This is a genomic window from Methylocella sp., assembly GCF_041905455.1.
Classification (GTDB): domain Bacteria; phylum Pseudomonadota; class Alphaproteobacteria; order Rhizobiales; family Beijerinckiaceae; genus Methylocapsa.
The window spans coordinates 66,554-86,407 of the sequence record NZ_JAYRLA010000009.1; the positions used below are offsets into that span (position 1 = coordinate 66,554).

At 69.0% G+C, this 19,854-nt stretch carries 16 protein-coding genes; 8 read left to right on the top strand and 8 right to left on the bottom strand.

Going from position 1 to position 19,854, the window contains the following annotated elements; genetic code table 11:
* The first annotated feature begins 180 nt into the window (after positions 1–180).
* Together ACE3OG_RS09500 and ACE3OG_RS09505 are read left to right on the top strand one after the other, a co-directional pair.
* Entirely contained in the window at positions 181–1,470 is a 1,290-nt protein-coding gene (locus ACE3OG_RS09500; protein WP_374307962.1) for a polyhydroxyalkanoate depolymerase, read from the top strand.
* A 47-nt stretch (positions 1,471–1,517) separates the two neighbouring features.
* Complete coding sequence (locus ACE3OG_RS09505; protein ID WP_374307964.1) at positions 1,518–2,288, top strand: M48 family metallopeptidase; 771 nt, start codon at positions 1,518–1,520, stop codon at positions 2,286–2,288.
* 72 nt (positions 2,289–2,360) lie between these two features.
* Here the strand turns inward: ACE3OG_RS09505 and rpmB are convergent, their stop codons facing one another.
* Positions 2,361–2,648, bottom strand: a complete 288-nt coding sequence (gene rpmB, locus ACE3OG_RS09510; RefSeq protein WP_374307965.1) for a 50S ribosomal protein L28 — start codon at positions 2,646–2,648, stop codon at positions 2,361–2,363.
* 240 nt (positions 2,649–2,888) lie between these two features.
* Between rpmB and ACE3OG_RS09515 the strand changes: the two genes are divergently transcribed.
* Entirely contained in the window at positions 2,889–5,597 is a 2,709-nt protein-coding gene (locus ACE3OG_RS09515; protein ID WP_374307967.1) for a DNA translocase FtsK, read from the top strand.
* Positions 5,598–5,674: 77 nt separating this feature from the next.
* On the opposite strand, the gene ACE3OG_RS09520 is transcribed toward ACE3OG_RS09515, so the two are convergent.
* The 4 genes from ACE3OG_RS09520 to ACE3OG_RS09535 form a co-directional block, all read right to left on the bottom strand.
* A complete protein-coding gene (locus ACE3OG_RS09520; RefSeq protein WP_374307969.1) occupies positions 5,675–7,207 on the bottom strand; it encodes a DEAD/DEAH box helicase in 1,533 nt (510 codons plus the stop codon).
* Positions 7,208–7,557: 350 nt separating this feature from the next.
* Positions 7,558–8,577 carry a S1C family serine protease gene (locus ACE3OG_RS09525; RefSeq protein WP_374307971.1) on the bottom strand — a complete coding sequence of 340 codons (1,020 nt, stop codon included), beginning with the start codon at positions 8,575–8,577 and terminating at the stop codon, positions 7,558–7,560.
* Positions 8,578–8,653: 76 nt separating this feature from the next.
* Entirely contained in the window at positions 8,654–9,679 is a 1,026-nt protein-coding gene (locus ACE3OG_RS09530) for a glycosyltransferase family 4 protein (RefSeq protein WP_374307973.1), read from the bottom strand.
* Positions 9,679–10,512 carry a UDP-2,3-diacylglucosamine diphosphatase gene (locus tag ACE3OG_RS09535; protein ID WP_374307974.1) on the bottom strand — a complete coding sequence of 278 codons (834 nt, stop codon included), beginning with the start codon at positions 10,510–10,512 and terminating at the stop codon, positions 9,679–9,681. The genes ACE3OG_RS09530 and ACE3OG_RS09535 overlap by 1 nt, the downstream gene beginning before the upstream one ends.
* Before the next feature lie 148 nt (positions 10,513–10,660).
* On the opposite strand from ACE3OG_RS09535, the gene ACE3OG_RS09540 reads away from it, so the two are divergent.
* Together ACE3OG_RS09540 and ACE3OG_RS09545 are read left to right on the top strand one after the other, a co-directional pair.
* Positions 10,661–11,278, top strand: coding sequence for a helix-turn-helix domain-containing protein (locus ACE3OG_RS09540; RefSeq protein WP_374307975.1), 618 nt, complete (start codon positions 10,661–10,663; stop codon positions 11,276–11,278).
* Positions 11,275–12,540: an MFS transporter gene (locus tag ACE3OG_RS09545; protein ID WP_374307977.1), complete on the top strand. Its 1,266-nt coding sequence runs from the start codon at positions 11,275–11,277 to the stop codon at positions 12,538–12,540. The genes ACE3OG_RS09540 and ACE3OG_RS09545 overlap by 4 nt, the downstream gene beginning before the upstream one ends.
* Here the strand turns inward: ACE3OG_RS09545 and ACE3OG_RS09550 are convergent.
* Together ACE3OG_RS09550 and ACE3OG_RS09555 are read right to left on the bottom strand one after the other, a co-directional pair.
* Positions 12,519–15,614, bottom strand: a complete 3,096-nt coding sequence (locus tag ACE3OG_RS09550) for an efflux RND transporter permease subunit (RefSeq protein WP_374307979.1) — start codon at positions 15,612–15,614, stop codon at positions 12,519–12,521. The two genes, ACE3OG_RS09545 and ACE3OG_RS09550, sit on opposite strands and share 22 nt — an antisense overlap.
* A 1-nt stretch (position 15,615) precedes the next feature.
* Positions 15,616–16,803: an efflux RND transporter periplasmic adaptor subunit gene (locus tag ACE3OG_RS09555; RefSeq protein ID WP_374307981.1), complete on the bottom strand. Its 1,188-nt coding sequence runs from the start codon at positions 16,801–16,803 to the stop codon at positions 15,616–15,618.
* A gap of 387 nt (positions 16,804–17,190) precedes the next feature.
* Between ACE3OG_RS09555 and ACE3OG_RS09560 the strand changes: the two genes are divergently transcribed.
* Complete coding sequence (locus ACE3OG_RS09560; RefSeq protein WP_374307983.1) at positions 17,191–17,847, top strand: heme-binding protein; 657 nt, start codon at positions 17,191–17,193, stop codon at positions 17,845–17,847.
* Positions 17,848–17,905: 58 nt separating this feature from the next.
* Here ACE3OG_RS09560 and ACE3OG_RS09565 read toward each other — a convergent pair whose 3' ends face one another.
* Positions 17,906–18,100 carry a CsbD family protein gene (locus ACE3OG_RS09565; RefSeq protein WP_374307985.1) on the bottom strand — a complete coding sequence of 65 codons (195 nt, stop codon included), beginning with the start codon at positions 18,098–18,100 and terminating at the stop codon, positions 17,906–17,908.
* A gap of 184 nt (positions 18,101–18,284) precedes the next feature.
* Here ACE3OG_RS09565 and ACE3OG_RS09570 point away from each other — a divergent pair, with 184 nt between their 5' ends.
* Together ACE3OG_RS09570 and ACE3OG_RS09575 are read left to right on the top strand one after the other, a co-directional pair.
* A complete protein-coding gene (locus tag ACE3OG_RS09570) occupies positions 18,285–19,088 on the top strand; it encodes an ABC transporter permease (protein ID WP_374307987.1) in 804 nt (267 codons plus the stop codon).
* Positions 19,078–19,842: an ABC transporter ATP-binding protein gene (locus ACE3OG_RS09575; protein ID WP_374307988.1), complete on the top strand. Its 765-nt coding sequence runs from the start codon at positions 19,078–19,080 to the stop codon at positions 19,840–19,842. Before ACE3OG_RS09570 ends, ACE3OG_RS09575 begins: the two co-directional genes overlap by 11 nt.
* The last annotated feature ends 12 nt before the right edge of the window (positions 19,843–19,854 follow it).

Here is a 19,854-nt window from a genome sequence, read left to right on the forward strand (position 1 = left end):
TCCAAACACGAAGTGCGGGATCGACGCCACATGGCTAAATAAAATGCAAATTAAACCATATGGGCAGTGGCGCGGGGCGCGCCCGCGCGCGTATTCTGCCGCCCCTTCGCCCGGGAGGCGGGGCTGGCTGCGCGCTTGAGGCGGCAGGCGATATATATTGAAAATATAAGAGAGCGGACCATGCCTCCTTTCGCTTACGAACTGCATGAAATCTCGCATTTCGCCATGGCGCCGGCGCGGGCTATGACCGACATCGCCCAGGCTTGGCTGAAGAGCCCCGCGAACCTCTTCTCCTATACGCACGTCGGCAAGAAGATGATGGCGACGGTGGAGCTGTTCGAGCGGCTGACCCGACGCTACGGCAAGCCCGGCTTCAACCTCTCGAGCACGCTCGTCGCCGGCCAGCGCGTTCCGATCGTCGAAAAGACCGTCTGGGAGCGCCCGTTCTGCCGCCTGGTGCATTTCGAGCGCCAGTTCGAAGGAAATTTCGACGGCGAGCCGCCGCGGCAGGCGAAGCTCCTCATCGTGGCGCCCCTGTCAGGCCATTACGCCACGCTGCTGCGCGGCACGGTCGACGCGTTCCTGCCCTTTCACGACGTCTACGTCACCGACTGGGCCGACGCCAAGACGCAGCCGATCTCGGCCGGACGGTTCGATCTCGACGACTACATCGACTATCTCGTCGCCATCTGCGCCCACCTCAGCAAGGAGCGCGACGGGCGCGACCTGCACACCCTTGGCGTGTGTCAGCCCGCCGTGCCGCTGTTCGCCGCCGTGGCCCTCATGGAGGGGGAGCGCAGCCCGCATTCGCCGGCGTCGATGACGCTGATGGGCGGTCCGATCGACACGCGGCGCAGCCCGACCAAGGTCAACAAGCTCGCCGAGGAGCGCGGCGTCGACTGGTTCAAGCAGCATTGCATCAGCGCGGTGCCGCTCGGCTACCGCGGCGCCGGCCGCGAGGTCTATCCCGGCTTCCTGCAGCTCGCCGGCTTCATGGGCATGAACCTCGACCGGCACGTCAACGCCCATCTCGAGCTGTTCAACCAGCTCGTCGAAGGCGACGGCGACTCGGCTGAAAAGCATCGCGAATTCTACGACGAATATCTTTCGGTGCTCGACCTCACCGCCGAATTCTACCTGCAGACCGTCGACGCCGTCTTCGTCAAGCATCTGCTGCCGCGCGGCGAGATGACCCATCGCGGCGTCAAGGTCGATCCGGCCGCGATCCGGCGCACGGCGCTCCTCACCGTCGAGGGCGAGAACGACGACATCTCCGGCGTCGGCCAGACGCTCGCCGCCCATGACCTTTGCGTCAACCTGCCCGATTCGATGAAGGCCAACTACCTTCAGGAGAAGGTCGGCCATTACGGCGTGTTCAACGGCTCGCGCTTCCGCAACCAGATCGTGCCGCGCATCCTCGAGTTCCAGGCCGCCGGCAAGACCGCGGGGCGCGCCCTTTCCGTCGTCTGAGCTTGAGGCGATGCGCCGGCCGCGCGCTTGCGCTAGGCTGGCCGCCGATGCTTCGACGTTTCTTCGCGCCAGCGCCTCCGACGCTCGACGGCGCCTTTCTCGAGATCCGCCACGACGGCGCGGTGTACCGCGTCGCCCTGCGTCGCTCACGCGCCGCGCGGCGCTTCACCCTGCGCGTGCGCGCCGGCGCTCGCGACGTGGTGCTGACCGCGCCGGCGCGGGCGAGCCTTTGCGAGGCGAAATCCTTCGTCGAGCGCCACGCGGCATGGGTCGGCGCGCGCCTGAAGCGCCTGCCGGAAGTCGTTCCTTTCGCGCCGGGGGCGCTCGTTCCCCTGCGGGGCGAGCCGCATGTCGTGGAGCTGGCTCGCCTGCCGCGCGGGCGCGGGCCGGTCATGGCGACGGCCGCCGCCGCCGGGGCGCCGCCGCGTCTGCTCGTCGGCGGCGAGGCGGAGTTCGTTCCGCGCCGCCTGCGCGACTTTCTGGTGAAGGAGGCCCGCCGCGACCTCGAGGCGGCGGTCGCGCGCCACGCGGGCCGGCTACAGGTCGTCCCGCGCCGGATCGCCCTGCGCGACACGACGAGCCGCTGGGGCTCGTGTTCGGCCGCGGGCACGCTCAACTTCTCATGGCGGCTGATTCTCGCGCCGCCCTTCGTGCTCGACTATCTCGCCGCGCACGAAGTCTCGCATCTCGTCCACATGGACCACTCGCCAGCGTTCTGGAGCGTGGTCGGCCGGCTGATCCCCGACCATGAGAAGGCGGAAGCCTGGCTGCGCGCCAACGGGACGGGCCTCCTGCGCTTCGGAGCGCAGGAGGGTTAGCCTCGCTTCAAAAAAAAAGCGCGGGACGAATCGTCCCGCGCCCGAATCGGCCGTCTGCGCGTGGAGAGGCGTTCAGCCCTCGGCGCGCTTCTTGAGAATCTCGCGCTTGACCGCGCGCGCGCCGATCGACAGCTCGTCGTCGCCGGCCTTCGTCAGGAAGGCGTCGATGCCGCCGCGATGCTCGACCGAGCGCAGCGAGGCCGCGGCGACGCGGAAGCGCAGCTTGCGCTGCAGCACGTCGGACAGGAGCGTTACATTGACGAGGTTCGGCAGGAAACGCGTCCGCGTCTTGTGATTGGAGTGGCTGACCAGATTGCCGGTCTGCACGGCCTTGCCGGTCAGTTCGCAACGGCGGGACATCGTTCTATCCTCTTCAGACTTCAAGCGCGGCGGGCTCGCGGCCCTGGCGGGCGCGGCGCATCCTTCATGCGGCGCGGCGGTGAAGCCGCAGCAGATAGCGCTCCGCCCGCGCCGCGTCAAGATCGGAGCCCGTTCCGCGCGCCGGCCATAAGGTTAAAGGCGCTTTAACCCGCCGCCGCTAGTTTGCGCAAGCCTGGCGGCTTCGGCCGCAGGCGAAGCTCAACTCTCTGCGGGGGCGAGATGCGGACGACGACTAGCATGACGGCGCTCGACGTCGTTCCCGAGCGGCTCAAGGCCTTCGCCGCGCGCCGCGGCGCCGAGCTTTCGGGCCTTTGCGTGGTCGGCGCGCTCGCCGCCGTCGTCGTCGCGCTGGCGTCCTGGTCGGTCGAGGATCCGAGCTTCAACCACGCCACCTCGGGGCCGGTGCGCAACCTGCTCGGCGCGCCCGGCGCGGTCGCCGCCGATCTCCTGATGCAGATGTTCGGCGTCGCAGTCGTCGCGGTGCTCGCGCCGCCGGCGTTCTGGGCGCTGCGCCTTCTCACCGCGCGCCGGCTGGAGCGTCCCGCCGCGCGGATCGGCCTTTGGGCTGCGGGCGGCGTGCTGTGCGCCGGCGTCGCCGCCTTCCTGCCGCCGACGGCGCGCTGGCCGCTGCCGACGGGGCTCGGCGGCGTCTTCGGCGACGCGCTCGCGGCGATTCCGCGCGCGCTCTTCGGCGGCTTTCAGCTCGGCCTGTCGATCGTCGCGATCATCTTCGCCGCCGGCGCCGTCCTCGCGCTGTCGGCGAGCGTCACCCTGCGCGACCGCTTCGAGGAGGACGACGACGAAGAGGGGGGCGAACCCGTCCGCCGCGCCGACGCGGAGGAGGACGCCGGCCCCGGCTTCGCCATGGTGGCGCTGGGCGCGGCGCTGCACGGCGTCCTGACGCTCAAGGGCGCGATCGCCCGCCAGATCGCCAAGCGCCGCGCCGCGCGCGCGCCGGCCGAGCGTCCGGCGCCCTGGAAGACGGCGCCGCAATTCGCGCTGCGCGACTTCGACCCGCCCTTCGCCGCCTTCGACTTCTCCGGCGACGAGAAGGGACGCGGCCCGGCGCAGCCTTTCGACCTGCGCGGCGTCGAGCCGGACGAGGACGACCAGCCGATTTCCGAGCCGAGCTTCGACGCCACCGCCTACGCCCCGCCTGCGGCCAGAGCCGCCGCGCGGCGCGGCAAGGACGCGCCGGCGCCTTCCGCTCCCTCGCAGGCTGAAGAGGAGCCCGACGAGGACGAGATCTTCGCGCCCGAGCCGGTTCGCGCGCCGCCGCGCGCGCCGGAGCCCGCGCGCGCCTTCGTGACGCCGGCGGCCGAGCCCGTGCGTCCGTCTGCGCGCGCCCGCGCCGAGGCCGCCTCGCGCGGGCGGCCGCCGCGCGGCGCCTATGAGCTTCCCCCGCTCGCCATGCTGGCCGAGCCGAAGCGGCTTCCCAACGGGCAATTGTCCGAGGACGCGCTGTCGCAGAACGCCCGCCTGCTCGAAGGCGTGCTCGAGGATTTCGGCGTCAAGGGCGAGATCATCAACGTGCGGCCCGGACCTGTTGTGACGCTCTACGAGCTCGAGCCCGCGCCGGGCATCAAGAGCAGCCGCGTCATCGGCCTCGCCGACGACATCGCCCGCTCGATGTCGGCGATCTCGGCCCGCGTCGCCGTCGTGCAGGGCCGCAACGCCATCGGCGTCGAACTGCCGAACCAGCGGCGCGAGACGGTGTTCCTGCGCGAGCTTCTGGGCTCGGAGGATTTCGAGCAGTCGAAGCATCGCCTCGCCATCGCGCTCGGCAAGACGATCGGCGGCGAGCCGATCATCGTCGATCTCGCGCGCATGCCGCATCTGCTCGTCGCCGGCACCACCGGCTCCGGCAAGTCGGTCGCCATCAACACCATGATTCTGTCGCTGCTCTACCGGCTGAAGCCGGAGGAGTGCCGCCTCATCATGGTCGATCCCAAGATGCTCGAGCTCTCCGTCTACGACGGCATTCCGCATCTCCTCACGCCCGTCGTCACCGATCCGAAGAAGGCGGTGGTCGCGCTCAAATGGGCGGTGCGCGAGATGGAGGACCGCTACAAGAAGATGTCGAAGCTCGGGGTTCGCAACATCGACGGCTTCAACGCCCGCGTCGCCGAGGCGGCGGCGCGCGGCGAGACGCTGATGCGCACGGTGCAGACCGGCTACGACCGGGAGACCGGCGAGGCGGTCTACGAGCACGAGCCGATGGACCTCTCGCCGCTGCCCTTCATCGTCGTCATCGTCGACGAGATGGCCGACCTGATGATGGTCGCCGGCAAGGACATCGAGGGCGCGATCCAGCGCCTCGCGCAGATGGCCCGCGCCGCCGGCATCCACCTCATCATGGCGACGCAGCGCCCTTCGGTCGACGTCATCACCGGCACGATCAAGGCCAATTTCCCGACGCGCATCTCCTTCCAGGTGACCTCGAAGATCGACAGCCGCACGATCCTCGGCGAGCAGGGCGCCGAGCAGCTGCTAGGGCAGGGCGACATGCTCTACATGGCCGGCGGCGGGCGCATCTCGCGCGTGCACGGCCCGTTCGTGTCGGACGGCGAGGTCGAGCGCATCGTCGGCCATCTCAAGATGCAGGGCGAGCCGCAGTATCTCGAAGCCATAACGAGCGAGGACGAGCCGGGCGAGGCGGAGGAGGGAGGCGGATCGCCGGGGAGCATGGACGCCGAGGAGCAGGGCGACCTCTACGACCGCGCCGTCGCCATCGTGCTGCGCGACCGCAAATGCTCGACGAGCTACATCCAGCGGCGCCTGTCTGTCGGCTACAACAAGGCGGCCTCGCTCGTCGAGCGCATGGAGCAGGAGGGCGTCGTCGGCGCGCCGAACCATTCGGGCAAGCGCGCGATCCTCGTCGGCGGCGGCGTCGACCGCGGCGCCTTCGACCTCGCCGCCGAAGGGTAGGCGCGGGCCGACGGAGGCCATTCCGATATTGTCGCCCCTCTTCGCCGGATCATGACGGACGGCGGGCTCGCCCTGCTTCAGCCGACGCTTGTCGCCTCGTCGGCGTCCACCTTCGACTTCAGCCTGACGGGGCGCAGCAGAAACATCGGCACGTGATCGCCCATGCCGACGACCGGCGCGTCGTCCTCCTCGCGCCCGCGTCGGCGGTCGCGGGGGGGCTCGCGATAGTCCTCGCGCGGAGCCGGGCGGGCGGGCGCGCGGCCCGAAGCGCCGGAAGCGGGCGAACTCGAATCACGCGACGAATCACGCGGCCTGGCTTCGGGCGCCCGATTTTCGGGAGACTTTGCGGCCCGCGGCTCGGCCTCTTCGCGACGTTCGCGCCGGCGGCTTTTCGGCTCGGCTTTCGCGTCCTCTCGCCTTTCGCCGCGGCGGCGGCGTCCGCCGTCCCCGTCGCGCGCGCTTTCCCCGCCTTCGGGAAGTTCAGTCAGGGCGGCCCCTTCGAGGTAATCGATCTTGCGGCTGATCAGCCGCTCGATATCGGCGAGATGCTTCTCGTCTCCCGAAGTGACGATGGAGATGGCGACGCCGCTCTTGCCGGCGCGGCCGGTGCGCCCGATGCGGTGCACATAGTCCTCGGCGTGGGTCGGCACGTCGAAGTTGAAGACGTGGCTGACGTCGGGAATGTCGAGGCCGCGCGCCGCGACGTCCGAGCACACGATCAGCGCCACCTCGCCGGACTTGAAGGCGTCGAGGGAGGCCATGCGCGCCCGCTGGTCCATGTCGCCGTGCAGGGCGCCGGCCGAGAAGCCATGCTTCTGCAGCGATTTGTGCAGCAGCGCCACGTCGCGCTTGCGGTTGCAGAAGATGATCGCGTTCTTGAAGTCGGCCGCCTCGCGGATCAGACGGCGCAGCGTCTGGCGCTTGTCGGCGCCGCCATGCGAGGCGACGAGGCTCTGGGCGATGGTCGAGGCGGTGGTGGCGGCGCGCGCCACCTCGACGCGGGCCGGATTGTGCAGGAAGGTCTCGGTCAGCCGCGTGATCTCGGGCGGCATGGTCGCCGAGAAGAACAGGGTCTGGCGCGTGAACGGCACAAGCTTGCAGATGCGCTCGATGTCGGGGATGAAGCCCATGTCGAGCATGCGGTCGGCCTCGTCGATGACGAGAATCTCGATGCCCGTCAGCAGCAGCTTGCCGCGCTCGGCGAAGTCGAGGAGACGTCCGGGCGTGGCGATCAGCACGTCGGCGCCGCGGGTGATCTTCGCCTCCTGGTCGGCGAAGGAGACGCCGCCGATCAGCAGGGCGACGTTGAGCTTGTGGTTCACGCCGTAGCGGATGAAGCTCTCCTCGACCTGCGCGGCGAGCTCGCGCGTCGGCTCGAGGATGAGCGTGCGCGGCATCCTGGCGCGGGCGCGGCCCTGCTCGAGGCGTGAAAGCATCGGGAGGGTGAAGGCGGCCGTCTTGCCGGTGCCCGTCTGGGCGATGCCAAGGACGTCCCGCCCGGCGAGGGCGAAGGGGATGGCCTGCGCCTGAATCGGCGTCGGCGTCGTATAACCGGTCGCTTCGACCGCCTGCAGCACTTTGGCGCTCAGGCCAAGTTCCTCAAAAGTCATTTCTATCCTGAAACGGGCCTTGCGCCCTGCGACTGCGCGCCGCGCCCAACGGGCGACGGCGCGGATGAGCCTTCGGGACCACCGCCCTGCAAGGCTCGGAACGGACTGGCTTTTCGCCGAACTTACAGGCTCGCGCGGTCCAAAGGAATTTCAGGAGCCGCAACCTGACGTCCATTTATTCCGGCGCGGCCGCGCCGGAACGTAAGGCGATATCAGGTCTTCTCTTGCATCAAAACGACGCGCGAAGCAACGCAATTGCGCCGCATGCGCCGGATTTACGAGATAAATCGTCGTTTCTCTGGAAAGCGACGCGGATCTGCTTGAAACGCAGGCGGATCGGGCGCGAAGGTCTAGAGACGCTCGCGCAGCGCCGCCCAGAATCTGCGCCGATCCGAGCGCCGCAACACGTCGATCGCGACGATCTTGTCGATCCTGTCGGCGTCGAGAAGGCGCAGGAGGTCGCCGGCGCTCGAAACCTGCGCGCCGTCGACGCCAAGCACGATGTCGCCGGTCAGCAGGCCGGCGTGGTCGGCGGGGCTGTCCTTCTCGACCTGGCTCACGACGGCGCCGCGCGTCTGCTCGAGGCCGAGGCGTAGCGCGATCCGGCGCGGCAGCGCGATCGTGCCCGCGCCGACGCCGAGATACGCGCGCCGCACGCGCCCGTGCATGACGAGCTCGCCGAGCACGAATCGCGCGGTGTTCGCCGCCACCGCGAAGCAGATGCCCTGCGCGCCGGCGATGATCGCCGTATTGATCCCGACCACCTCGCCGCTCGAGGCGACGAGCGGGCCGCCGGAGTTGCCGGGGTTGAGCGCGGCGTCGGTCTGGATGACGTCGTCGATCATGCGTCCGTTGGTCGAGCGCAGCGAGCGCCCGAGCGCCGAGACGACGCCGGCCGTCACGCTCATGTCGAAGCCGAGCGGATTGCCGATGGCGACCGCGATCTCGCCCGGCCTGAGGCGCTTCGAATCGCCGAGGCGCGCCGCCGGCAGCGTGACGTTCTCGTCGACGCGCACGAGCGCGAGGTCGGTGTCGGGGTCGTCGCCGAGCACGCGGCCGGACAGCGTGCGCCCGTCGAGCGTCAGGACGCTCGCGCGCCGCGCGCCGCCGACCACATGGCTGTTCGTGAGGATGAGCCCGTCGGGCGAGACGATCACGCCCGAGCCCGAGCCGCCGCGCCGCTCGCCATGGCTGACGTCGAGGCGCACGACGCTCGGACCGACTTCCTCGACGATCCGGGTCACGCGGCGCGAGTAGGCGTCGAGCAGGCCGTCGTCGGCCGGGGCGGACGTCGGCGCGACGGGAGCGAGGCCCGCCTCTTCGGCGTCGTCGCGGGCTTCGTCAAGAACGTGGGAAGAATAGAACTCCATATGCGGAAACCTTCGGAGGATTTCCACGCATATGGGGACGGGACGACGAAGTTAAAGGGAAGACGATGCGGCGTCGTCAGAGCGTCGCGGCGGCGAGGCGGCGGGATTTCGCCAGCACGATATTGTCGAGGAATTGCCGCGCGCTGTTCGCCCAGGTGAAGCTCGACGCGTGATTTAGAGCCTTTTCGCGCGGGATGTCGAGCGCCCTGAGGCACGCCGCGCGCAGGTCCGCGTCGAGCGCGCCGGCGCCGCTCGTTCCGATCACGTCGAGGGGCCCGGCGACGGGAAGCGCAGCGACGGGCAGGCCGCAGGCCATCGCCTCGACCAGCACCATGCCGAACGTGTCGGTGCGGCTTGGAAACACCAGCGCGTCGCTGGCGGCGTAATAGGAGGCGAGCTCGGCGGGGGACTTCGCGCCCACGAAGCGCGCGGCCGGGAAGGCGGCCTCGAGCCCCTTGCGCGAAGGGCCGTCGCCGACGACGAGCTTCGAGCCCGGAAGGTCGAGCGCGAGGAACGCCTCGATGTTCTTCTCGGGAGCGAGCCGCCCGGCGTAGAGGAAGAGCGGCCGCGGCAGGTCGAGCTTGCGCGCCTTGTCCGGCGAGAACAGCCGGTGGTCGACGCCGCGCGACCAGTGCATCAGCCGCTCGAAGCCGCGCCTCCTGAGGTCTGAGGCGACCGAGGCGGTCGCCACCATGACGCCCGCGCCGGAATTGTGGAAGCGCCGCAGTACGGCGTAGGTGACCGCCGCGGGCAGCCTGATGCGCGTCTCGATATATTCGGGAAAGCGCGTGTGGTAGCTCGTCGTGAAGGTCTTGCCCTCGCGCAGGCAGTAGCGGCGCGCCGCGAAGCCGATCGGGCCTTCCGTGGCGATATGGATGTGGTCGATCGGCGCGTCGGCGAGCCGCTTTCTGATCGAGGCGGCGCTGGCGAAGGCGAGCCTGATCTCCTCATAGGTCGGCAGCGGCGCCGAGGCGAAGCCCTGCGGCGTCAGGAACTCGACCTCCGCGCCGAACTCGCGCAGCGCGGTCGACACCGATTCGAGCGAGCGCACCACCCCGTTGACCTGCGGCTTCCAGGCGTCCGTGGCGATGAGGATGCGCATCAGGCGGCCGCCCGGCGCGCGCCGCGCGCCGCGTGGGCCGCCCGTTCGGCGGCGGTCGCCTGCCAGCGCAGGATTTCGAGCCGCCCGTCCGCATGTTCGGCGACGGCGGTGCAGGATTCGACGAAATCGCCCGTGTTCACGTAAAGCACGCCGTCGATGTCGCGGATGGCCGCGTGATGGATGTGGCCGCAGACGATCCCGTCCGCGTGGGCGCGCCGCGCCGCGTCGGCCAGCGCGACCTCGTAGTCGCCGATGAAGCTGACCGCATTCTTGACCTTGAGCTTGGCCCAGGACGACAGCGACCAGTAGGGAAATCCCAGCCAGCGCCGCGCCTTGTTGAACCAGCGGTTCAGCGTCAGCGCCGTCTCATACGCCCAGTCGCCGAGGAAAGCGAGCCAGCGGGCGTGCTGGACGACGACGTCGAACTGGTCGCCATGCAGCACGAGGAGACGCTTGCCGTCGGCGGTGACGTGCGTCGCCCGGTCGGCCACCTCGACGCCGCCGAAGAAGGCGCCGACGAAATCGCGCGCGAACTCGTCGTGGTTGCCGGGGGCGAAGACGATCCTGACGCCCTTGCGCGCCTGCCGCAGCAGCTTCTGCACGACGTCGTTGTGCGACTGCGGCCAGTACCAGCCTTTCTTGAGGCGCCATCCGTCGATGATGTCGCCGACGAGGTAGATCTGCTCCGCCTCATTGTGCTTCAGGAAGTCGAGCAGGAGCTCGGCCTGGCAGCCCTTCGTTCCGAGATGGACGTCGGAAAGAAACAGCGTGCGGTAACGGACCGGATCATGCGCCTCGCTCACGCGCTCGTCCTTCGCTGCAGGCTCGTTCATGGCCGAAGCTAAATCAGATTCTCGTAACCGTTGGATGACGCCGCCGAGCGGCTTCGCTTGCGTCGCCGGCGCATCGTTCGTTATAAAAAACGCATTCCCGGATTCCGTCGAACGGCGTCCGGAAGGCGGTCGAGCGACGGGCGGGCGAATGGGCGTCGAGGGACGGGACAAGGTCAAGGCCCTCGAGGCCGGCGCGCTCGCCCTGTCCGGGCAGCTCGGCAAGACCGTGCAGCGCCTGCGCAAGGCCTATAATCTCTCGCTGTCCGAGCTCTCCGAGCATTCGGGCGTGGCGAAGTCGATCATCAGCCAGATCGAGCGCAACGAGACCAATCCGACGCTCGCCACGATCTGGCGCCTCTCGCAGGCGCTCGACGTGTCGATCGAGCGCGTTCTTCAGGCGAACGACGACGAGCCCTTCCTCGAGAAGACCGCGCGGCACGACACGCCGCTGCTCGTCTCCGACGACGGCCGCTGCCGCCTGTCGATCATCGGCTGGATCAAGACCGTCGAATGGCTGCAATGGTACGAATTCTGCGCCGAGCCCGGCGGCGTGCTGGAGTCCGAGGCGCATCAGCGCGGCTCGGTGGAGAGTCTTTCGCTGCTCGACGGCGAGCTTGAGGTCGAGGTCGCGGGCGTGGTCGAGCGCGTGCGCGCCGGCGAGACGCTGCGCTACCGCTGCGACCGGCCGCACCTGATCCGCAACGCCTCGAACGCCCCGGCCACCGCGCTGATGGTCTGCATTCTCAAAGCCGCGGCGATGGAGTGACGCGGGCGGCCGGCCCGGCGGGGCCGCTCGCGGACGCCGGAGCCCCGACGCAGGGTTGGAGCGACGGTCCGGCGCTCGCCCTCGTCGCCTTCCTCCTGTTCCTGCCGCTCGGGCTGCACCTTCCCTATTTTCCCGTCTGGCTCGCCGCCCGCGGCCTGTCGCAGGCGGAAATCGCCGCCGCGCTGGCGACGCCGCTCGTCCTGCGCGTCCTCGCGACGCCGCTCGTCGCCCATTTCGCCGACCGGCGCGGCGTCGGGCTCGCGCTTTTCTGCTGCGCGCTGGCGCTGACCGGCGCCTATCTGCAGCTCTTCGCGGCGCGCGGCTTCGCGCCCGTCTTTTTCGGAGCGGTCGTCGTCTCGCTCGCCATGGGCTCCATGCCGGCGCTCGCCGACGCGCTGACGATCTCGACGATCCGCCTCGCCGAGGCGGAAGGCGGACGCGCTCCGGCCTACGGCCATGTGCGCGTGTGGACCTCGATCGGCGTGCTCCTCGTCATGCTCGCGGCCGGCGGGCTCGCGCGCGCCTTTCCGGGCGAGCGGCTCATTCTGCCGCTGATCGGCCTTTCCGGCTTCACGCTGCTCGCCGGCGCTTTCGCGGCGGCGCGCCTCAACCGGCCGCACGCCCTTGGCGCGCGCAAGGGAGGGCGGCTGACGGAGGACACGGCGCGCCTGCGGCTCGCCGTCACGGTGATCGCGGCGGCTTCGCTGATCCAGGCGAGCCACGCGCAGGTCTACGCCTTCGGCACCCTCGAATGGCGCGCCGCCGGCCTGTCCGCAGGAGCGATCGGCCTCGCCTGGGCGATCGGCGTCGCCTCAGAGAGCGTGCTGTTCCTCGCCGCCGGCCGGCTGTTCCGCTCGCCGCGCTGCGCCGTCGCACTTTTGCTCGCCGGCGCCGCGGGCGGGGCGCTGCGCTGGACGGCGATGAGCTTCAGCCCGCCGGGCGCGCTCGTCATCGCCCTGCAGACGCTGCACGCGCTGAGCTTCGGCGCGACGACCGTCGGCGCCGTGCTGTTGCTCGGAAGCCTGTCCTCGCCGACCCATCGCGCGCGCATGCAGGGCTGGCTCGCTTCGGCGTCGGCGCTCAGCCTCGCCGCGGCGACCTTCGCGGCGGGCGCGCTGACCTCCGCCTTTGGCGCGCGCGCCTATCTGGCGATGGCCGGGCTCGCCGCGGCGGGAGGGGCGGCGGCGCTGGTCGCGAGCCGACTCAAGGCGCGGCTGCCGCCGGCCGGCGCGCCGGAGCGCTATTCGGCGGCGGCGTCGTAGAGCTTGAGCTTCGGCGGCTCGCGCCGGACGCCCCGATGGTCGCGCGCGATGAAAGTGTAGACCGCCGGCGTCACGAACAGGGTGAACAGCGTGCCGACGCTCATGCCCGACGCGATGACCGCGCCGATGGCGAACCTGCTGCGCGCGCCGGCTCCTTCGGCGAGGATCAGCGGGATCATGCCGACGACCATCGCCGCCGTCGTCATCAGGATCGGACGCAGGCGCACGGCGGCGGCGTGCTCGATCGCCTCGCGCCGGCTCATGCCCTCCTCGACCTGCAGCGCGTTGGCGAACTCCACCATCAGGATGCCGTGCTTGGCGATCAGGCCGATCAGCGTCACGAGCCCGATCTGCGAATAGATGTTCATGCTCGCCGCGCCGACGACGCCGAGGATGTTGAGCGGCAGGAGCGCGCCGAACATCGAGGTCGGCAGCGCGATCAGGATGATGAACGGATCGCGGAAGCTCTCGAACTGGGCCGCCAGCACGAGGAAGATGACGATGAGCGCGAAGACGAAGGTCACGAGCAGCGTGTCGCCTTCCTTCACATATTGTCGGCTCTCGCCTTGATAATCGACGGTGAAGCCGGCGGGCAGGATCTCCTTGGCCTTGGCCTGCAGGAAGGCGATCGCCTCGCCCATGGTGCGGCCGGGGAAAGGCACCCCCTGCAGCGTCGCGGAATTGAGCTGCTGGAAGGTCGGCAGGCCGTTCGGCTGCACGCTGTTCTCGACCGTGGCGATCGAGGCGAGCGGGGTCAGTTCGCCGCTCGCCGTGCGCACCTGGTAGCGGGTCAGCCAGTCCGGCGTCAGGCGGAAGTCGCGCGGAACCTGGGCGATGACCTCGTAGCTGCGCCCGTTCATGTTGAAGCGGTTGATGTAATTGCCGCCGAGCAGGGTCGCGAGCGAGGAGCCGATCTCGGCCATGTTGAGGCCGAGGCGGTTCGCCTTGTCGGCGTCGATCTTGAGCTCGATCTGCGGCAGGTCGAAGCGCAGGTCCGTGTCGGTGAAGATGAACATGCCGCTGTCGCGCGCCGCCGCCTGCAGCTTCTCCATGGATTCGACGATCTCGCGGTAGTCGCCGAGCGAGCGGATCACGAACTGGATCGGCGGCCCGCCCGTCGAGCCGGGCAGGGCGGGCGGCGCGAAGGCGAGGATTTGCGCGCCGGTCGCCCGCGCGAGCTTGGGCTGCAGGTCGGCGAGCACGCTCGCCTGGCTGCGCGTCCGCTTGTCCCACGGCTTCAGGATGACGCCGCCGAACGCCTGCGAGGCGCCGTCCGAGCCGTTGATGAGGAAGACGTGGTCCTTTTCGGGGATCGCGTCGGCGGCCGTCTGGACCTGCGCCGTCGCGTGCTCGAGATAGTCGAGATTGGCGTATTGCGGCGCCTTGACGAGCGCGAAGATCGCGCCCTGGTCTTCTTCCGGCGCGAGCTCGCGCGGCGTCGTCATGAACATCAGCGCGGTCAGGACCAGCGTTCCGGCGAGGACGAGCAGCGTCAGCGCGCGAAAATTCAGGCTGCGGCGCAGGAGCGAGAGGTAGCCCCGGCGCAGCCGCGCGAAGACGCGGTCGATGAGGGCGGCGAAGCCGCGCCCTTCGGCCGGCGGCGGCTTGAGCAAAAAGGCGCACATCATCGGCGAGAGGGTGAGCGCGATCAGCCCCGACACGACGACGGCGCCCGCCAGCGTGAAGGCGAATTCGCGGAACAGCGCGCCGGTCAGCCCCGAGACGAAGCCGATCGGGGCGTAGACGGCGGCGAGCGTGATGGTCATCGAGACGACCGGGCCGGCGATCTCGCGCGCCCCGCGCAGCGCCGCCTCGCGCGGCGCCTGGCCCTCCTCAATGTGGCGATAGATGTTCTCGACCACGACGATGGCGTCGTCGACGACGAGGCCGATCGCCAGCACGAGCGCGAGCAGGGTGAGGAGGTTGATCGAATAGCCGAGCGCCAGCAGGAAGATCATCACCCCGATCAGCGACAGCGGGATGGTCACGACCGGCACGATGGTCGCGCGCAGGCTGCCGAGGAACAGGAAGATCACCGCAATGACGACGAGCGCGGCCTCGAGCAGCGTCTTCTCGACCTCGAAGATCGAGGCGCGGATGAAGTCCGTCGCGTCATAGGCGATCGCCGCGTCGAGGCCGACCGGAAGCTGCGCCTTGAGCTCGGGGAAGGCCGCGCGCACGTTGTTGATGACGTCGAGCGGATTGGCGGTCGGCGTCGCGTAGACGCCGACGAACACCGCCTTCAGCCCGTCGAACATCGACGAGGAGTCGGCCGAGGAGGGGCCGAGCTCGACGTCGGCGACGGCGCCGAGGCGGATCAGCGCGTCGCCTTTCGCGGCCACGACGAGATTGGCGAAGGCCTTGGCCGAATCGAGCGAGGTCTGCGCGTTGATGCCGGTCTGGACGAAGTCGCCCTTGATCTGGCCGGCGGCGGACACGAAATTGTTGGCCGCCAGCGCCGTCCGCACGTCGTTCGGCGTGACGCCGCGCGCGGCCATCTTGTTCGGGTCGAGCCAGACGCGCATGGCGAAGGTCTGCCCGCCGAGGATTTCGGCGTTGGCGACGCCCTCGATGGTCTGCAGCTTCGGCTGCACGACGCGGGTCAGGTAGTCCGTGATCTGCGAGGGCGTCATGACCTTCGAATTGAAGGACATGTAGAGCAGGGCGTTCGATTCGCCGGTCTGCTTGACGACGCTCGGGTCGAGCGCCTCGCGCGGGAGCTGGTATTTGACCTGGTTGATCTTCGAGAGCACGTCGGCGACGGCGCGGTCGGCGTCGGCGTTGAGCAGCAGGTTGAGCGTGACGATCGAGACGTTCTGGCGCGAGTTGGTGACCAGCGTGTCGACGCCCTCGGCGCTCGCGACCGCCTGCGCGATCGGGGTGGTGATGAAGCCCTTGACGACGTCGGCGTTGGCGCCGGGATAGCTGGTCGTCACGGTGATCGTCGTCGAGGACAGCTCCGGATATTGCCGCACCTGCAGCCTGAAGGCCGCGTAGGAGCCGGTGAGCAGGATCAGCAGGCTGACGACGCTTGCAAGGACCGGGCGGCGGATGAAAATATCCGTGAACGACATTTCATTCCTTTGGACGGATGGGCTGCGGCGTCAGCGCCGATTTGCGGTCGACGAACACTGAATCTCCCGCCGCGACCTTGATCTGGCCTTCGCTCACCACGAGCTCGCCGGGCTTCACCCCGTCGAGCGCGGCGACGTCCGCCCCGCGCGCCTCGCCGAGCCGCACGAAGCGCCGCTCGAGCTTCATCTTCGCGTCGGCGCCGGGCGTCGCGGGCGCGGCCTGCGCGGCTCCGGCGGGAGGATCAAGCGGAACCGCGACGAACACGCTGTCTCCGTAGAGCGAATAAGTGACGGCGGTGCGCGGGACGACGACCACGGCGGCGGGCTCGCCGGCCTCCACCACTGCGTTGGCGAACATTCCCGGCAGCAGCGCCTTGTCCCTGTTCTCGAACAGGCCGCGCACGAGCACGTTGCGGCTCTCGGCCGCGACGCGGGCGTCGATCGTCTCGATCTTGCCGCGGAAGACGCGTCCTGGATGGGAGTCGACCTCGACGTCGATCGTCTGGCCGGGCTTCAGCCTGTCGAGCCACTGCTCAGGGGCCGGAAAGTCGACGTAGATGGGGTCGAGCTGCTGCAGCGTCACGAGGCTCGCGCCGGGCGAGACATATTGTCCGACGTCGATCTTGCGGATGCCGAGCCGGCCGGCGAAAGGCGCGGCGATCTGTTTCTGGGTGATGATCGCGCGCACCCGCTCGACCGCGGCGGCGGCCTGGTCGCGGGCCGCTTCGGCGGCGTCGAAGCTCGCCTTCGTCGTATTGCCGGAATCGGTGAGCTGGCGCTGGCGCGCGAGCGCGAGCTCGGCGTTCTTCATCACCGCCAGGTTGCTCTTGAGCTCCGCCTGCTCGACGAAATTGTCGATCTCGAACAGGGGGGCGCCCTTGGCCACGTCCTCGCCGGAGCGGGCCGGCGTCGCGACCACCACGCCGCCGACCTGCGGCGAGACGTCGACCCCCTGATAGGCGCGAAAGCTGCCGATCGCCGGCAGGCGCGGAGTCCACGTCTCGAGCCGGGCGGGGACGACGGCGACCGTCGTCGGCGCGGCGTCGGCCTGGGCGATGAACTGGCGGATCATCGCCGGCTTCACGATGAACTGGAAATAGCCGAGGCCGCCGGCGAGGCCGGCGAGAACCAGAAAGACGAGGCTTAAGACGATCGCGCGTTTCAAGGGCCTGACCGGAGTGCGTCGCATGAACGTTCCGGCGCGAGCTGGAACGAGACGCGTGCAGAGGGCGTCGAGTCGGGCGCCATGAACCAGTCCCACGTGGCCTTTGCGTCTGAAGCCGGGCCGCCGCGACGATCGGCGTCCGGCTCGTGAATGGCGCTCAACGCCGAGATAATCACTTTGACCCGCCCGGTAAAGACGGCGCCGCAGCGCAGAAAGAGACAACTTTTAAGGATTTGATAAGAAGACGCAAGAAATGCGCGCGGCCGTCTCGTGATACGCTCATCGCGGGAGACTGGATCGTCCGTCTCCCTTTCACATCGCCGGCGCGCATTTGCGCCGGCCGCTTCGTGCCCTGTCTAACCGGGGAGCATAAAAATGCATTGGAAACATCGGTTTTTCAGTATCTTCGCTTTGCTCGCCGCCAGCGCGGCTCCTGTCGCCGCCTGCGACATTCCCGCCGCGACGGTCGGCAGAATTCAGGGCAAGCTCGCGTCCGTCGTCACGCGTCCGGACGCCAACGGCGGCATCTTCAAGCCGAACCGCATGTGGTCGGCGATCGTCGACCGCAAGGGCGAACTGTGCTCGATCGTCAGCGTCGGCGACGCCTGGCCGGGCAGCCGCGCCATCGCCATCGCCAAGGCGGCTACGGCCAACGACTTCAGCAACGACGCGCTGGCGCTCTCGACCGCCAATCTCTACGCCGCGACGCAGCCCGGCGGCTCCCTCTACGGGCTGAACAACTCCAATCCCTTCAATCCCGACTATCTCGTCCAGACGGGGACGGGCGGCGATCCCGCGATCGGCAAGACCCCCGGCGGAATCATCACTTTCGGCGGCGGGCTCGCGCTCTATGGCGGCGGCAAGGTGATCGGCGGCCTCGGCGTCAGCGGCGACAGCTCCTGCGCCGACCACGCCATCGCCTGGCGCATGCGCAAGCTCGCAGGCTATGACCATATTCCGGCCGGAGCGGGGCTCAACGGCACCGACAACATCGTATACGCCAAAGCTGGATCCGCGCCGACCGGGTTCGAGCAGCCGCACTGCTTCCCGAGCGACATCACGCCCTGAAAAAAGCGCGTCTTCCCCGAGGGGAAGACGCGCCCCTGGCGAAACGCCGGGAGACCGGTCAGCGCTTGACCGCGTCCGCAGCCTTGCGGCCGGCGTCCTTGACGTCGCCGATCATCTGGCGGGCGGCGCCCTCGGCCTTGTCGGCCTTGCCTTCCGCGACGAGGCGGTCGCTTCCGGTCGCGTTGCCGATCGTCTCCTTGACCGCGCCCTTCACCTTCTCGGCCGCGCCCTTGATATGCTCCTTGTCCACCATGCGTCGCTCCTCTCGATGGGATGCGCGGCGAACGGCGCCGGCCGAGAAAGGTTCCTCGCGGACGCGCCCCCGGCGCCGACCGCGCCGCCGCGTTGACGAAGCCTGCCCAAACTGGTCTACATCCGCCGCCTCGCGCCGTCCTCCGACGGCGCGACGCGTCAGTTTGCGGGCAGGGCGAATAGACATGAGGCTGGCGGAGCCATTCGAAAACGCGTTGCGCTACCAGGAGCTGATCCGCGCCGTCGTGCGCCGCGAGCTCGCCGTGCGCTTCCGCGGCTCGATCCTTGGCTGGCTCTGGGCGATTTTCGGCCCGCTCATCATGCTCAGCGCCTATACGGTGGTGTTCTCCAGCGCCGTCGGCGTGCCGAACTCGGCGAAGAACCTCGGCGTCGGCGGCTACGCGCTGTCGATCTTCGCCGGCCTCATCGTCTTCAACCTGTTCAGCGAGATCGCCTACCGCTCCCCGGCGATGCTGCACGAGCAGGCCTCGCTCATCAAGAAATCGATCTTCCCGAGCGAGACGCTGGCCTGGACCGCCGTCATCCGCGGCTCGGTCTACGCGCTGATCAGCCTCGCCGTGCTGCTCGTCTTCAAGCTCGCGGCGACCTGGTCGCTGCCGGCGACGACGCTGCTCATCCCGCTTGTCGCCGCTCCCTTCTTCCTGCTGCTGCTCGGCCTCGCCTGGTTCCTGATGGCGCTCGGCTCGTTCACGCGCGACGTCGCGCATCTGATGATCTCGATCGTCCCGGTGTTCATGTTCGCGACGCCGATCTTCTATTCGATCCAGGACGTGCCGCCTCATTTGCGCCTTTACGTGCATTTAAATCCGATCGGCAACTATGTTGAGCTGACCCGCGACCTGCTCATCGCCGGCAGGATTCCGGACGCCGCGCTTTATCTTGGGACTGTCGCCGCCTCGCTCTTCATGTTCTACTTCGGTTATCGCTTCTTCACGCAGTACAAGGCCGTTTTCGTCGATGTCATCTGAAACCGTCATCACTTGCGAGCACGTCGGCAAGGCGTTTCAGCTGTATCTGCACCGTAACGACCAGCTCAAGCAGACCCTGTTCGGCCGCTGGAGGCGCTTCCACCATCAGCACTGGGTGCTGCGCGACGTCAGCTTCAAGGTCGCCCGCGGCGAGCGGGTCGGGATCATCGGCCGCAACGGCGCCGGCAAGACGACCCTTCTGCAGATCATCTGCGGCATCACCAAGCCGACCGTCGGCGAGGTCGAGGTCAAGGGGCGCGTCGCGCCGATCCTCGCGCTCGGCTCGGGCTTCGACCACGAGCTGACCGGCCGCGAGAACGCCCTCATCGGCGGCGCCATCCTCGGCGTGAAGCGCAAGCTGATCGAGGAGCGCCTGCCGCTCGTCGAGGCCTTCGCCGACATCGGCGAGTTCTTTTATCAGCCGCTCAAGATGTATTCGACCGGCATGGCGGCGCGGCTCGCCTTCGCCGTCTGCGCCTACGCCGACGCCGACATCCTCATCGTCGACGAGGCGCTGTCGGTCGGCGACGCGGCGTTCCAGGCGAAATGCGACGCCTTCATCCAGGACTTCGCCAAGCGCGGAACCATCCTCGTCGTCTCGCACGACCTGACCATGCTGTCGCATCTGTGCGACCGCGTGGTGTGGATCGAGGACGGCGCCGTGCGCGACGTCGGCCCCTCGCAGGACGTGGTCGAGGACTATCGCGACGCGATCGAGGGCAGGGCCAAGGTCGCGCAGGCGGCGTCCGCCTGACGCCGCGACGCG